The organism is Amycolatopsis sp. NPDC004772 (assembly GCF_053601215.1).
In genome coordinates this window covers 1-12920 of the sequence record NZ_JBSGBK010000146.1, presented here as the reverse complement: position 1 = coordinate 12920, position 12920 = coordinate 1, and the positions used below count along the sequence as shown (strand labels likewise).

Annotated in this window: 15 protein-coding genes; 10 read left to right on the top strand and 5 right to left on the bottom strand. The window is 70.4% G+C overall.

Translation table 11 applies throughout. From position 1 onward, the window contains the following. Window positions 1–165: 165 nt before the first annotated feature. A complete protein-coding gene (locus ACWEF6_RS41705; RefSeq protein WP_449688006.1) occupies window positions 166–1377 on the bottom strand; it encodes an FAD-dependent monooxygenase in 1212 nt (403 codons plus the stop codon). A 77-nt stretch (window positions 1378–1454) separates the two neighbouring features. Between ACWEF6_RS41705 and ACWEF6_RS41700 the strand changes: the two genes are divergently transcribed. After that, on the top strand, window positions 1455–1988 hold the full coding sequence (locus tag ACWEF6_RS41700) for a TetR/AcrR family transcriptional regulator (RefSeq protein WP_449688005.1): 534 nt from the start codon (window positions 1455–1457) through the stop codon (window positions 1986–1988). 84 nt (window positions 1989–2072) lie between these two features. After that, window positions 2073–2567: a pyridoxamine 5'-phosphate oxidase family protein gene (locus ACWEF6_RS41695; protein ID WP_449688004.1), complete on the top strand. Its 495-nt coding sequence runs from the start codon at window positions 2073–2075 to the stop codon at window positions 2565–2567. On the opposite strand, the gene ACWEF6_RS41690 is transcribed toward ACWEF6_RS41695, so the two are convergent. Together ACWEF6_RS41690 and ACWEF6_RS41685 are read right to left on the bottom strand one after the other, a co-directional pair. Further along, entirely contained in the window at window positions 2564–4186 is a 1623-nt protein-coding gene (locus ACWEF6_RS41690) for an acyl-CoA dehydrogenase family protein (RefSeq protein WP_449688003.1), read from the bottom strand. The two genes, ACWEF6_RS41695 and ACWEF6_RS41690, sit on opposite strands and share 4 nt — an antisense overlap. After that, complete coding sequence (locus ACWEF6_RS41685; RefSeq protein WP_449688002.1) at window positions 4170–4775, bottom strand: TetR/AcrR family transcriptional regulator; 606 nt, start codon at window positions 4773–4775, stop codon at window positions 4170–4172. Before ACWEF6_RS41685 ends, ACWEF6_RS41690 begins: the two co-directional genes overlap by 17 nt. 230 nt (window positions 4776–5005) lie before the next feature. Between ACWEF6_RS41685 and ACWEF6_RS41680 the strand changes: the two genes are divergently transcribed. The 4 genes from ACWEF6_RS41680 (at window position 5006) to ACWEF6_RS41665 (ending at window position 7751) form a co-directional block, all read left to right on the top strand. Further along, entirely contained in the window at window positions 5006–5452 is a 447-nt protein-coding gene (locus ACWEF6_RS41680; RefSeq protein WP_449688001.1) for an SRPBCC domain-containing protein, read from the top strand. Continuing rightward, window positions 5449–5787: an ArsR/SmtB family transcription factor gene (locus ACWEF6_RS41675; protein ID WP_310976082.1), complete on the top strand. Its 339-nt coding sequence runs from the start codon at window positions 5449–5451 to the stop codon at window positions 5785–5787. The genes ACWEF6_RS41680 and ACWEF6_RS41675 overlap by 4 nt, the downstream gene beginning before the upstream one ends. 3 nt (window positions 5788–5790) lie before the next feature. After that, window positions 5791–6231 carry an SRPBCC family protein gene (locus tag ACWEF6_RS41670; protein ID WP_449688000.1) on the top strand — a complete coding sequence of 147 codons (441 nt, stop codon included), beginning with the start codon at window positions 5791–5793 and terminating at the stop codon, window positions 6229–6231. 539 nt (window positions 6232–6770) lie between these two features. Then, entirely contained in the window at window positions 6771–7751 is a 981-nt protein-coding gene (locus tag ACWEF6_RS41665; RefSeq protein ID WP_449687999.1) for a tyrosine-type recombinase/integrase, read from the top strand. 57 nt (window positions 7752–7808) lie between these two features. On the opposite strand, the gene ACWEF6_RS41660 is transcribed toward ACWEF6_RS41665, so the two are convergent. After that, window positions 7809–8189, bottom strand: coding sequence for a hypothetical protein (locus ACWEF6_RS41660; protein ID WP_449687998.1), 381 nt, complete (start codon window positions 8187–8189; stop codon window positions 7809–7811). 66 nt (window positions 8190–8255) lie between these two features. On the opposite strand from ACWEF6_RS41660, the gene ACWEF6_RS41655 reads away from it, so the two are divergent. Then, the gene (locus ACWEF6_RS41655; protein ID WP_449687997.1) at window positions 8256–9047 is read left to right on the top strand and encodes a glycerophosphodiester phosphodiesterase; all 792 of its coding nucleotides are present in this window, start codon (window positions 8256–8258) and stop codon (window positions 9045–9047) included. Window positions 9048–9051: 4 nt separating this feature from the next. Here ACWEF6_RS41655 and ACWEF6_RS41650 read toward each other — a convergent pair whose 3' ends face one another. Beyond that, window positions 9052–9720, bottom strand: a complete 669-nt coding sequence (locus tag ACWEF6_RS41650) for a transglycosylase family protein (RefSeq protein WP_449687996.1) — start codon at window positions 9718–9720, stop codon at window positions 9052–9054. Window positions 9721–9964: 244 nt separating this feature from the next. Between ACWEF6_RS41650 and ACWEF6_RS41645 the strand changes: the two genes are divergently transcribed. From ACWEF6_RS41645 to ACWEF6_RS41635, 3 genes are all read left to right on the top strand, one after another. Next, window positions 9965–11365: an MFS transporter gene (locus ACWEF6_RS41645; RefSeq protein ID WP_449687995.1), complete on the top strand. Its 1401-nt coding sequence runs from the start codon at window positions 9965–9967 to the stop codon at window positions 11363–11365. A 27-nt stretch (window positions 11366–11392) separates the two neighbouring features. Then, window positions 11393–12148, top strand: coding sequence for a thymidine kinase (locus ACWEF6_RS41640; RefSeq protein ID WP_449688007.1), 756 nt, complete (start codon window positions 11393–11395; stop codon window positions 12146–12148). A gap of 226 nt (window positions 12149–12374) precedes the next feature. Continuing rightward, a complete protein-coding gene (locus ACWEF6_RS41635) occupies window positions 12375–12722 on the top strand; it encodes an RNA polymerase-binding protein RbpA (protein ID WP_003081521.1) in 348 nt (115 codons plus the stop codon). Window positions 12723–12920 lie beyond the last annotated feature (198 nt).

The window sequence follows — 12920 nt, the reverse complement described above, 5'->3', positions numbered from 1 at the left end:
GGGGCCGCGGGGGGGTGGGGGGGGGGGGGGGGGGGGGGGGGGGGGGGGGGGGGGGCGCCCCCCCCCCCCCCCCCCCCGCCCGGTTTCCGCCGGTGTGCCACCGTGTTCGAAAGAACCCCGCCGTCGTAGCCGGAGGGGGCTGCCACCTGGGGGTCCCCTCCGGCGTCATGCCGTCGCTTTCACCGCGTAGTCCTTGACCCGCATCGAGTCGTGCATCCGCACGCCGCCGGTGTTGAGCTTGGCGATCGCCCGGGTCAGCCCGGCCGGCAGCGCCGAGACCAGCTGCCCGCCGCGGGCCAGCGCCCAGACTCCGGCGCGGGAGGCCGGGATCAGGCTTCGCGCGGCACCCATCGCGAACGCCCGGCTGCGGCGCACCAGCTCGCCCATTTCCCGTTCGTACGCGGCGAAGGCGCGCTCGTGGTCCCCGTTCGCCTCGGCCAGCTCGCCGGCCAGGACGTACGCCCCCAGCACCGCGAGGCTCGTGCTTCCGCCGACGGCCGGCCCCGGGCAGTAGCCGGCGTCGCCGACGAGCGTCACCCGGCCGCGGGACCACGTGTCCAGCCGCAGCTGGGTGATCGAGTCGAAGTAGAACGGGCCCGGGCCGTGGAGACTGGCCAGCCAGCCGTCGACCTGCGGATGCATCCCGGAGAACGCTGCCCGGAGCAGCTGCTGCTGGCGGGAGACGTCGCGGTGGTGGTAGTCGAGCGGCTCGTCGCGGCGGAACAGGAACACCGCGCGGGCGTCGTCGAGGTGCCCGGCGCTGTAGAGGGAGGCCGTGCGGCCGGGGCCGAGGTGGGTGACGGCCTCGCCGTCGAGCCCGAGCGTGTCCGGCAGGGACAGCACCGCCAGGTACGCGCCGATGAACGTCGTCAGCCCGGCTTCTTCCCCGAAGACGAGGCGCCGGACGTTCGAGTGCAGCCCGTCGGCGCCGACGACGAGGTCGAAGCGGCGCGGCTTGGCGTGCTCGAAGGTGACGTCGCCGTCGGGGGAGATGCCGGTGATCGAGTCGCCGAAGAGGTACTCGACGTCGTCGCGGCCGGCGTCGTAGTAGATCTCGGACAGGTCGTCGCGCATCACCTCGGCGTGCCGGTCGGAGGTGGCCTGGAAGACCTTCGACAGGTCCACGTGCAGGGGCTTGGGGCTGCCTTCGCGGTGCAGCGTCATCCGGGTGGTGCCGGTGGCGACGGCCTCGACGCGGGGCAGGACGCCCATCCGTTCGGTGATGTCCATGGCCGGCCGGAAGAGGTCGACGGCGTGGCCGCCGGTCTTGCGCAGCTGTGGTGCGCGCTCGACGACGGTGACGTCGAAGCCGTGACGGGTGAGCCAGTACGCCAGCACCGGTCCGGCGATGCTCGCGCCGGAGACGAGGATCCGCATGAGTACCTCCCTGACTTAACGGTAGGTAAGTTGTACCACAGTTCCTTACCTATCGTTAAGTCAGTTATGCTGGGGCGGTGCCGAAACCGTCCGACACCAAGCAGCGCATCCTCGACGTCGCCCGCGACCTGTTCACCAGCCAAGGCGTCCAGCGCACCAGCCTGCAGGACATCGCCGACCGGCTCGGCATCACCAAACCCGCGCTCTACTACCACTTCCCGTCGCGCGACGACCTCATCCTCAGCATCGTCCAGCCGCTGCTCGACGACGGCGAGGAGTTCCTCCTCGCCGTGGAAGCCCGCGGCGACGCCCCGGTCCGCGAGCTGATCGAAGGCTTCTTCGACTTCAACCACCGCCACCGCGCCGACGTCGTCATGCTGCTGGCCGAGATGCCGACCCTGGCCGACCTCGGGCTCATCGACCGCGTCCTGGCCTGGCGGACCCGCCTCACCGCGCTGATCTGCGGCCCGGCACCCACCCTCGACCAGCAGGCCCGGGCCATCCTCGCCCTCGGCGGCCTGCAGGACGTCTGCATGCAGTTCCCCGACGTCCCGGTCGCCGACCTCAAGGCCGCCGCGGTCGCCGGCGCGCTCGACGCCCTCGGCCGCTGAAAAAATCTTCGCGGCGCGTGTCGAGAACGTCCGGGGGGGCTCCGTCCCCGGGGCAGAACAGGCCACCGGACAAGGAGACCGACCATGCAGCAGAACGAGATCGCCGAGGTCCTCGACCGCCCGCTCAGCCGCGAACTGCTGGCCCGCGACGTGACCCGCGTGGCCTACGTCGCCAAGGACGGCACCCCGCGCAGCATCCCGATCGCCTTCACCTGGAACGGCTCGCAGATCGTGCTGTGCACGACGAAGAACTCCCCGAAGCTGCCGTCCCTGCGCGCCAACCCCGCGGTCGCCCTGACCATCGACACCGAGGTCCACCCGCCCAAGATCCTCCTCATCCGCGGCCGCGCGGAACTGGACGTCGTCGACGGCATCCCGGAGGAGTACCTGCAGATGAACGGCACCTACCAGATGACCCCCGAGCAGCGCGTCGAGTGGGAACGCGAGGTCCGCTCGCTCTACGACGGCATGGTCCGCATCGTCATCACCCCGACCTGGGCCAAGCTGATCGACTTCGAGACCACCCTGCCCAGCGCGGTCGAGGAACTGGCCCGGCAGCGCGCCGAGCGCGTCGGCTAACGCACCGCGGCGCGCTCGAGGATCGCTCCCGTGTCCACGCCGGCCGGGAGCGTGCCGAAGGCGATGCCCCAGTCGCCGCCGAAGCGGGACGCGCAGAACGCGTCCGCCACCGCCGGGTGACCGTGGCGGACCAGCAGGGCACCCTGCAGCACCAGCGCCATCGACTCGACCACCCGCCGGGCCCGGTATTCGATGCCGTCCAGGTCCGTCAGCTCCTTGCGGACGCGGTCCACGGCGTCGTCGAGCCGGGCGTCGCCGCCGGCGGCCTGCTCGACCTCGGCGAAGAACGCCGCCACCGATTCCGGCTGCCGGCCCATCGCCCGCAACGCGTCCAGCGCCGCGACGTTGCCCGAGCCCTCCCAGATCGACGACAGCGGCGCCTCCCGGTACAGCCGCGGCATGCCCGACTCCTCGACGTACCCGTTGCCGCCGAAGCACTCCAGGGCCTCGGCCGCGTGCACCGGCGCCCGCTTGCACACCCAGTACTTCGACACCGCGAGCCCCAGCCGGCGGAACGCCTGCTCCTGCTCGTCGTCGCGCCGGTCGCCCGCCGCGGCCAGCCGCATCGCCACCGTCGTGGCCGCCTCGGACTCCAGGACCAGGTCGGCCAGGACGTTCGCCATCAGCGGCTGGTCGATCAACGCCTTGCCGAACGCCCGCCGGTGGGTCGCGTGGTGCACCGCCCGAACCGCCCCCAGCCGCATGCCCGACGCGCTGCCCAGCGTGCAGTCCAGCCGGGTGTTGTTGACCATCTCGATGATCGTGCGGACCCCGCGGCCCTCCTCGCCGACCAGCCAGCCGACCGCGTGGTCGTACTCGATCTCCGACGACGCGTTCGACCGGTTGCCCAGCTTGTCCTTCAGCCGCTGCAGCCGGATCGGGTTGCGCGAGCCGTCCGGCAGCACGCGGGGGAGCAGGAAGCACGACAGCCCGCCCGGCGCCTGCGCCAGCGTCAGGAACATGTCGCACATCGGCGCCGAGGTGAACCACTTGTGCCCGACCAGGGTGTAGATGCCGTCGGCGGCCGGGGTCGCGGTCGTCGTGTTCGCCCGGACGTCCGAGCCGCCCTGCTTCTCGGTCATCGACATCCCCGCGAGCAGCCCGCGCTTGGTGCCGGGCTCGCGCAGGCCGAAGTCGTACTCGGTCGCCGCCAGCAGCGGCTCGTAGCGGGCCGCCAGCTCCGGGGTCGCCCGCAGGGCCGGGATCGCCGCGTAGGTCATCGAAATCGGGCAGCTGTGCCCGGCCTCGACCTGACCCCAGACGTAGAACTTCGCCGCCCGCGCCGCGTGGACGCCCTCGCGCGGGTCCCGCCACGGCGTGCCGTGCAAGCCGTGGACCGTCGCGACCTTCATCAGCTCGTGCCAGTACGGGTGGAACTCGACCTCGTCGATCCGGTTCCCGTACCGGTCGTGCGTGCGCAGCACCGGCTCGTTCTCGTTGACCAGCCGGCCCCACTCCTGGGCCTGCTCGGTCCCGGCCAGCCGGCCCAGCTCGTGCAATTCGCCGGCCGCCCAGCCCGCACCGGCCCGCTCGAGCCCGGCCAGTAGCGCCGGGTCGTCGGCGACGTCGTGCCCCACCAGCGGCGGGACCTGGTTGGTGACCTCATGCGTGGCGGGCATCGGAGCCTCCTAGAGCGCGAAGGATGAACGTGCGAAGCTCGGCGACGTCACCGGCGTTCCCGCTGGTCAACGGCCCGATCAGGACCTCGGCGGCGGCGCCGACCAGCGCGGCGGCGGTGAGCCGGCCGTCCTGGGGCGGCAGCACGCCCTCCCGGACGCCGGCGGCGACGTGCTCGGCGATGACCTCGGTGTAGGCCCGCCGGAACTCCAGCCGCTCGGCATCGATGAGCGCGTCGACCGGCTCGGCGAGCAGGGCGTACGCCTGCTTCGGCGCCTTGAGCGCGCGCTGGGCGAAGGTGTCGACGGCTGCCAGGACCCGTTCGGCCGGGGCACCCGCCTCCGCCGACGCCGTCCGGACCGCTTCGACCTCCCGCGTCACGACCTGCCGGAAGACGTGCACGACCAGGTCGGCTTTGGTGGGGAAGTGCTGGTAGACACTGCCGACGGCCACTCCGGCCCGCTCGGCCACGGCGGCGACGGAGCAGCCGCCGTAGCCGTGTTCGGCCAGCTGCCGGGTCGCGGCGGCGACGATCGTCTCGCGCTGGGCGTCGAGGCGTTCCTGCACCTTCGGGGTACGGCGATAGGGCACGTCAAGAAGTGAAGCACCGATTCATTGCTTCAGCAAGGCCGGGTCCACATCGGGCTTCACCGCGCCCTCGGCTTCGCATCCGCCGGCGTCTACCGGCAGGTCGGCTGGAAACACGGCGCCTGGCACGACGTCGCTTGGGTCGAGAAGAACCTACGCGCAACCGACGGTTGCACATCGGCAGCCGCCGAGCTAACGTGACACGCAACAAAAAGTTGCACAAGGAGCCTCGCATGGAACACGGCAGCATCGAACGCGAAATCCACATCGACGCCCACCCCGACGTCGTCTTCGACGTCGTCAGCAGCCCCGAACACCTCCGCGAATGGTGGCCCGACGAAGCCGAATACCCCGTCGAACCCGGGGGAGACGGCCGCATCGGCTTCGGCGGCTCCTGGGTCCGCTTCACTGTCGTCGACGCCAGCCCACCCCGGCACTTCTCCTTCCGCTGGACCCACGCCGAAGGGGAGGCCGCCGCCCCCGGCAACTCCTTCCTCGTCGTCTTCGACCTCGAACCCACCGCCACCGGCACCCGCCTCAAGATGACCGAAACCGGCTTCCGCGAACGCGGCTGGGACGAAGCCAAGATCGCCGCCGAATACGCCGACCACGTCACCGGCTGGGACCACTTCCTGCCCCGCCTGCCCGCCTGCGCCGCCCAGCTCGGAGCCACCCGGTGACCACCGCCGTGGACGACGACCTCTGGTCGGCCGTCGGCGACCCCACCCGCCGCCGCATGCTCGACCTGCTGCTCAGCCAGGGGAGCGGCACCGCGACCAGCCTCAGCGAACACCTGCCCGTCACCCGCCAGGCCGTCGCCAAGCACCTCGCCGTCCTCGACCGCGCCGGCCTCGTCCACGCCCGCAGCGCCGGCCGCGAAAAGCAGTTCCACGTCGACGAAACCCAGCTCGCCCGCGCCGTCGCCCAGCTCACCGACGTCGGCAACGCCTGGGACGCCCGGCTCCGCCGCATCAAGACCATCGCCGAAACCATCGAGAAGAAGAGAAAGCCGTAGAAAATGGACATCCTGCACCGCATCGGCATCCACCACGCCACCCCGGACCAGGTCTTCGACGCGCTCACCACCATCGACGGCCTCGCCGGCTGGTGGACCGAAAAGACCGAAGGCAGCACCGAACCCGGCGGCGTCATCGCGTTCCGCTTCATCCCGGGCGGCTTCGACATGAAGGTCCTCGAACTCGACCCGGGCCGGCTCGTCCGCTGGGAAGTCGTCGACGGGCCGCCGGAGTGGCTCGGCACGACGATCCGCTGGGAGCTCGAGAAGCGCGACGACTACACGATCGTGCTGTTCAAGCACGAAGGCTGGCGCGAGGCGGTCGAGTTCATGCACCACTGCAGCACGAAGTGGGCGATCTACCTGATGAGTCTCAAGCAGCTCGTGGAGACCGGGGAAGGCGCCCCGGCGCCGCGGGACGTGATGATCAGCGACTGGCACTGACGTTACTTGACATAATGTACATTATCGGCACTTAGGGACGTGCTGGGCGGACAGCCCGGGAGGGGTCGGATCCTGGGTCGGGTGTTGTCCAGGTTGCAGGAGCGTTCGCTTCGCCAGGACGGCTCCTGTCAGGGTTTCGACCTCTCACTCGGCCGGCAGTTGGCCGATCTGAGCCCTGAGAGGCCCGGGAGCATCCCCTGAGGGACGCGAACCCGATGTCCGGTCACTCGACCTCAAAACGTCACGGTGACGAAACCGTCCGAGGTTTGGTCACCCTGGCGTTGCTGTGCGGCACGGTTGGCGACCACGGATCGGCGGCCTCGGCCTCCCGACCCCCGGGTCGCCGGCCGGGTCGTGTTGAACATGTGTGCGTATGCCCCGCAGTGGCGTGCAGCGGCGTCCGGAGGGCTCGAAACGGCCTCGGGAGGAGTCTCGTGTCCCCCAGGGGAAGATCCCTGGGTCAGACCGGCGTTTCATGCATAATGGCAATTATGCATGAAACGCCGGGTTCGGGCCCGGACGCGGAAACTGTCGGTGGCGTGCGGTACAAGATCCACATGAAGGTTTCCGAGGCCCAGCAAGCCTTCTTCGCGGCCCGCCGGCCCCGCAAGGACTCCCCGCACACCACCGACGCCTACCGCCGCGATCTCGCCGGCATCACCACTCTCCTGGTTTTCGAACTCGGCCGTCCGGCCGAGGACCTCGAGGTGGCCGACCTCACCGGGCCGGCGCTGCGGTCGGCGTTCGGCGCGTTCGCGGACGGGCACGCGAAGAGCTCGGTGCTGCGGGCGTGGTCGACCTGGAACCAGTTCCTGACGTTCTGCGTGGCGGACGGGCTGTTGGCGGGCAATCCGATGGGTGCGGTGGCGCGGCCGCGGACGCCGGCGTTGACGCCGAAGCCGTTGCGGGGCGAGGAAACCCCGGAGCAGCTGTTGTCGGCGGCGGCCGCCGGGTCGCGGCGCGCGCGCGATCCGTGGCCGGAGCGGGACGTGCTGGTGATCGCGCTGGGGCTGGTGGCGGGGTTGCGGGCGGCGGAGATGCGGGCGTTGACGTCGCGGTCGCTGGTGGGGCGTGCCGGTGAGTTGCGGTTGCACGTGAAGGGGAAGGGCAGCCGGGATCGGTCGATTCCGGTGCAGCCGGTGCTGGCGGAGCTGATCGAGCGGTACCGGGAGTCGTGCCGGGTGCGGTTCCCGAACGTGCGGTTCTCCCCTGGTTCGCCGTTGCTGCTGGATCGGGCGGGTGAGCCGATCGGGCGGGGTGCGCTGGAGTACCTGGTGAAGTCGTGTTACCGGGGTGCGGGGTTGCACGACCGGGTGCCGGTGGGGGCGAATCTGCACGCGTTGCGGCACACGTTCGCGACGCGGCTGGCGGAGGACGGGGCGACGGCGTCGGAGATCATGGCGTTGCTGGGGCACGCGAGCTTGGCGACGAGCCAGAACTACATCGAGGCGACGGGCCGCGAGCAGCGCGCGGCGGCGGCGAGCAACCGGACTTATCGGGCGTTGGACAGCTTGGGCTGAGGTGCCGGAACGGACGACACGCGTGCTTGGAGGGACAACACGGCGGCCTGGGGTGGGTCAGCGGAGTTGTTCGAGGTCTTTGGCGGCGCGGGCGATTTCGGCGGCGAGGCCGCGGAGTTCTCGGGGGTCGGCGCCGTCGTCGGCGGCGGTGACGATGTCTTCGGCGGCGCAGCGGAGCTGGAAGAGGCGGTCCTGGAGGGCGGCGATCTCGGTGTCGGAGAGCACGACGGCGTCTTCGGGCAGGCCGCTGCGCTGCAGGGCCGTACGGCGTTCGTAGGCGCGCTGGCGGCAGGATTGGCCGCAGTAGCGCCGGCGGCGGCCGACGTTGCCGCCTTCGGGGAGGCGTCGTCCGCACCAGCCGCAGTGCTTGGGGGCGCCTCGGCGGGCCGGGGCGATGTCGATCGTGGTCGGCTGGGTCAGTTCGGCGGCTTCCCTCACCCGGGAGACCCTAGCTGGCCACCGTTTGCTCATGCCGGGGTCATGGCGGAAGGGCACACTTGGAGGATGCAGGCTTCGTTTCCGTACCTGGCCGACCCGGTCCCCCGTGCTTTCGCGCACCGGGGGTGGCACCTCGGTGACCTCGCGGGATTGGAGAACTCGTTGCCGGCGTTCGAGCGGGCGTGCGCGGAGGGGTACCGGTACCTCGAGACGGACGTGCACGCGACGGCGGACGGTGTGGTGGTGGTCCACCACGATCCGAACCTGGATCGGACGACGGACGGGTCCGGGCCGATCGCGGCGCAGACGTGGGCGCAGCTGAAGAACGTGAAGGTGGGTGGGAAGGCGCCGTTGTCGCGGCTGGAGGACGTCCTGGAGGAGTTGCCGGACGCGCGGTTCAACGTCGACGTGAAGGCGGATCGGGCGGTGGAGCCGTTCGTGCGGGTGCTGGAGCGGACGGGGGCGTTCGACCGGGTGGCGGGGGCGGCGTTTTCGGACGCGCGGCTGGTGCGGTTGCGGAAGCTGGCGGGGCCGCGGCTGGTGACGGCGATGGGGCCGCGGTCGGCGTTCGCGTTGTGGGCGCGAGGCCGGTTGCCGCTGCTCCCCCTCGGGCGGCTGGTGCTGGGGGCGATGGCCCAGGTGCCGGTGCGGCAGGGGGTGTTGCGGGTGGTGGACAAGGCGTTCCTGGCGATGGCGGGGCGATCGGGCATCGAGGTGCACACGTGGACGATCGACGATCCGGCGGAGATGCGGATGCTGCTGGACCTGGGGGTGCACGGGATCGTGACGGACCGGCCGGATCTGCTGCGTGAGGTGCTGATCGAGCGGGGTGCATGGCGGCGGTCGCAGGAGTCTTGACGGCTCAGCGGGGTGGTTTGCCGGTCCAGGCGGCTTCCCAGGTCTTGGGGCCGAGGAGGCCGCTGTCCTTGATGCCGTTGGCGCGCTGGAGGTCGAGGACGGCGGTGCGGGTCTTGTCGAGGTAGCAGCCGGTGCCGGTGAAGCCGTAGCCGAAGGCGTTCATGCGGAGCTGGAAGGTCTTGAGGGCGTCGGCGCAGTCGCCGTAGGCGTAGACGACGCCGGGCCAGGCGGGGCGGGGGCCGCCGGGGCCGGGTGGCGGGGTGGGCAGGCCTCCCCCGCCGATGTAGGCGGATTCGGTGTAGCTGGGGACGCGTTTGCTGCGGGCGTCGGCGTCGGCGGCGAGTTTGAGCATGCCGGCGCACTGCCAGGGTTGCCAGCCGCGCATGCGGTAGAGGTAGAGGGCGCGGTAGTCCTGTTCGGCGGGGGCGGCCTGGTCGGGGCGGCCTTGGCCGCCGACGCTGCGCCAGGTGGGCAGGTCGAACTGGTAGGCGCCGTAGTAGCCGTTGCCGGTGTTGGTGGCGTAGCGGCCGCTGGACTCGCACATGCGGAGTTTGGCCCAGGCGGCCGCCGCGGGGTCCGCGGCGGCGGTGGCGGGGTTGAGCAGCGGCAGACCCATGGCGGCGAGGGCGAGGAGCAGGAGGCTCGTCACGGTGCGTCGGCGGTTCTGGATCATGGGTGCACAGTAGGAGCGTGTCCCATTGACCACAACAGACACGATGGGCGCTCAAGTCTCACATGAAACACTGTTCACTTTTGCCGACGACACGCCGTGAGGGGCGAACGGGGTGTCGTGGCGGGGCGGCGGATGATCACGAAGCGACAAACCGGACACGGTTTCGGTGGCGCGTTCTCGGGGGACGACGCGTCCCCGTAGTCTCCGCGCTGACCTGGAAGTTCTTGAGCCGAAGGAGCCGTGGATGACGCTGGCCGGGACGCGCTCGACCAAGCGCGAGCGCTGGGGCTGGTATTTCTACGACTGGGCGAATTCGCCGTTCTATTCGTCGACGACGACGGTGTTCGGGGCGCTGTCGATGAGCCCGATCGCGGCGGCGGACGCGAAGGCGAACATCACCCTTAACGGGGACCGTGCGTGCTTGGACGCGGCGGGCGAGGCGGACACGTTGCACCACTGCGACGTGACGTTGTTCGGGCTGCACTTCCCCGCCGGTTCGGTGTGGGGGTACCTGCTGTCGGTGGCGACGGTGGTGCAGGTGCTGGTGCTCCCGATCGCGGGTGCGGTGGCGGATCGCAGTCACAACAAGCGGCGGATCCTGGGCGGGTTCGCGTTCCTGGGTGCGGCGGCCGCGGCGGGGATGTTCTTCCTGACGGGCTCGGACTGGCAGCTGGGTGCGGCGCTGTTCATCGTGGCGAACATCGGGTACGGGGGTTCGCTGGTCGTCTACTACTCGTTCCTGGCCGACATCGGCGGGCCGGACGAGCGGGACGGCATTTCGGCGAAGGGCTGGGCGTTCGGGTACCTGGGTGGCGGGCTGGCGCTGGCGTTGCAGCTGGGGTTCTACCTGAAGCACGACCTGTTCGGGGTGGATCAGGACCTGGCGGTGCAGATCTGCTTCCTGACGTCGGGGCTGTGGTGGGCGGCGTTCACCGTGCCGGCGGTGCGGCGGCTCCCCCGCCGGCACGTGCCGGTGGACGTCGCGCCGGGGCGGTCGGTGCTGCGGGCGGGGTTCGCGGAGCTGCGGCAGACGCTGGTGGCGGCGAAGGCGTATCCGCTGACGCTGGCGTTCCTGGGCAGCTACCTGGTCTTCACCGACGGGATCAACACGGTGGTGACGGTGTCGGCGCAGTACGGCAAGGACGAGCTGGGGTTCGGCAACAGCGTGCTGATCGTCACGATCCTGGTGATCCAGTTCGTGGCGTACCTGGGTGGGACGTTGCACGGGCTGGTGGCGCGGCGGTGGGGGGCGAAGCGGACGATCCTGGGCAGCCTGGTGGTGTGGATCGTGGTGCTGGGCGGGGCGTACTTCGTGCAGCCGCGGCAGATGCTGCAGTTCCTGGCGGTGGCGGTGGGGATCGGGCTGGTGCTGGGTGGGACGAACGCGTTGTCGCGGTCGTTGTTCAGCCAGATGATCCCGGCGGGCAAGGACGCGCAGTACTACTCGCTCTACGTCGTGGGCGAGCGCGGGACGTCGTGGCTGGGGCCGCTGGTGTTCGCCGGGGTCGGGCAGGCGACGGGGTCGTTCCGGCTGGCCATCATCGCGCTGGTGATCTTCTTCGCGGCCGGTCTGGTGCTGGTGTGGCTGGTGCCGGTGCGGCGGGCGATCGTGGCGGCGGGCAACACCCCGCCGGAGGTTCTGTAGCCACCGATAGGGTCGGGCGTCGTGACCTTGATCGACGACGCCGCCGGCCCTGATCCCACCGATGCCCTGTCGTCGGTTCCCGCGGCGGGTTCGCGCCGCGGGACGCCGCCGGTGGGCAGGCTGAAGTTCTGCTACGGGCCGATGGACTGCGGGAAGTCGACGCTGGCGCTGCAGATCGACCACAACCACGCGCGGCAGGGGCGCCGGGGGCTGGTGCTGGTGCGCCACGACCGTTCGGGGGCGCCGCAGATCTCCAGCCGGATCGGGCTGACCCGGCAGGCGGTGGAGGTCGGTGAGGACACCGACGTGCGTGACCTGGTGCGGCAGGAGTGGGCGCAGGGCCGGCACGTGGACTACGTGGTGGTGGACGAGGCGCAGTTCCTCTCCCCCGGTCAGGTCGATCAGCTGGCGGAGCTGGCCGACGAGGTGGAGATCGACGTCTACTGCTTCGGGATCGCGACGGACTTCCGGAGCCGGTTGTTCCCGGGGGCCGCCCGTCTGTTCGAACTGGCGGACGAGTTGCAGCCGGTTCAGGTGGAGGTGTTGTGCTGGTGCGGGCTGCCGGGGCGGTTCAACGCGCGGGTGGTGGACGGCGAGGTGGTGCGCGAGGGCGATACCGTCGTGGTGGCAGATACCGAACAATCCGTAGTTGAAACTTCAGCTTCAGTACGTTTTGAGGCCGAATTCGCTACGGTGCGTTATCAGGTATTGTGTCGCCGCCACTTCCGAGCGGGTGACTTGGGGCCGGTTACTGCCCATCACGGTCAGTTACGGTTGACCTGAGCGAGACGCGAGTAGCCCATCCGGGGGATATCAGCACTAAGAAGGCCGTATTGACGTCACGCCGGAGCGCGAAATGCCTCCTACTAGTGGAAGCTAATGCAGGCGGGTGACGCAGCTCATCGTGAGCAACGACATGGTGTTCCGGGAATCCTTCGGGGCCGCGGGTCGTTGCATAGGGTGAGCAACACCCTGGCTCCACCCCGGAGCTGACTGAAAGGACCCCACTATGGCCGACCGTGTTCTTCGTGGAAGCCGGCTGGGAGCGGTCAGCTACGAGACCGACCGCAACCACGACCTCGCCCCACGTCGCACCGTGCGCTACGCCTGCCCGAAGAACCACGAGTTCGAGGTGCCGTTCTCCGACGACGCCGAGATCCCGACGGTCTGGGAGTGCCGCCTGCACGGCAGCGAATCGGAGATCGTCGATGGCGGGCAGCCCGAGCAGAAGAAGGTCAAGCCGCCGCGCACCCACTGGGACATGCTGCTCGAGCGGCGCACGATCCCGGAGCTCGAGGACCTGCTGAACGAACGTCTCGCCGAGCTGAAGGGCCGCCGCACCTCCCGGTCGGCGTGACCCTCCAGAGCTCGGCCTTGTAGCCCAGCTCCCACCACAACGGAAAGGCCCCCGCGACCTCCCCCCGCGGGGGCCTTTCGCATGCCCGGCACCAGCCCCGGATGCGCCCCAATGGGGTTTTTTCATCTTGATCGTTGCTGGTCACGGTGGTGCGGCGGGGCTGTTGTGGTGGTGTGGGAGGAAGTGACGCTGGGACCG

Coding starts and splice junctions, on each gene's coding strand:
- ACWEF6_RS41655 (WP_449687997.1), top strand. CDS start 8,256: ATGCAGGCTTCGTTTCCGTACCTGGCCGACCCGGTCCCCCGTGCTTTC.
- ACWEF6_RS41690 (WP_449688003.1), bottom strand. CDS start 4,186: ATGCCCGCCACGCATGAGGTCACCAACCAGGTCCCGCCGCTGGTGGGG.
- ACWEF6_RS41670 (WP_449688000.1), top strand. CDS start 5,791: ATGGACATCCTGCACCGCATCGGCATCCACCACGCCACCCCGGACCAG.
- ACWEF6_RS41680 (WP_449688001.1), top strand. CDS start 5,006: ATGGAACACGGCAGCATCGAACGCGAAATCCACATCGACGCCCACCCC.
- ACWEF6_RS41650 (WP_449687996.1), bottom strand. CDS start 9,720: ATGATCCAGAACCGCCGACGCACCGTGACGAGCCTCCTGCTCCTCGCC.
- ACWEF6_RS41635 (WP_003081521.1), top strand. CDS start 12,375: ATGGCCGACCGTGTTCTTCGTGGAAGCCGGCTGGGAGCGGTCAGCTAC.
- ACWEF6_RS41705 (WP_449688006.1), bottom strand. CDS start 1,377: ATGCGGATCCTCGTCTCCGGCGCGAGCATCGCCGGACCGGTGCTGGCG.
- ACWEF6_RS41695 (WP_449688004.1), top strand. CDS start 2,073: ATGCAGCAGAACGAGATCGCCGAGGTCCTCGACCGCCCGCTCAGCCGC.
- ACWEF6_RS41645 (WP_449687995.1), top strand. CDS start 9,965: ATGACGCTGGCCGGGACGCGCTCGACCAAGCGCGAGCGCTGGGGCTGG.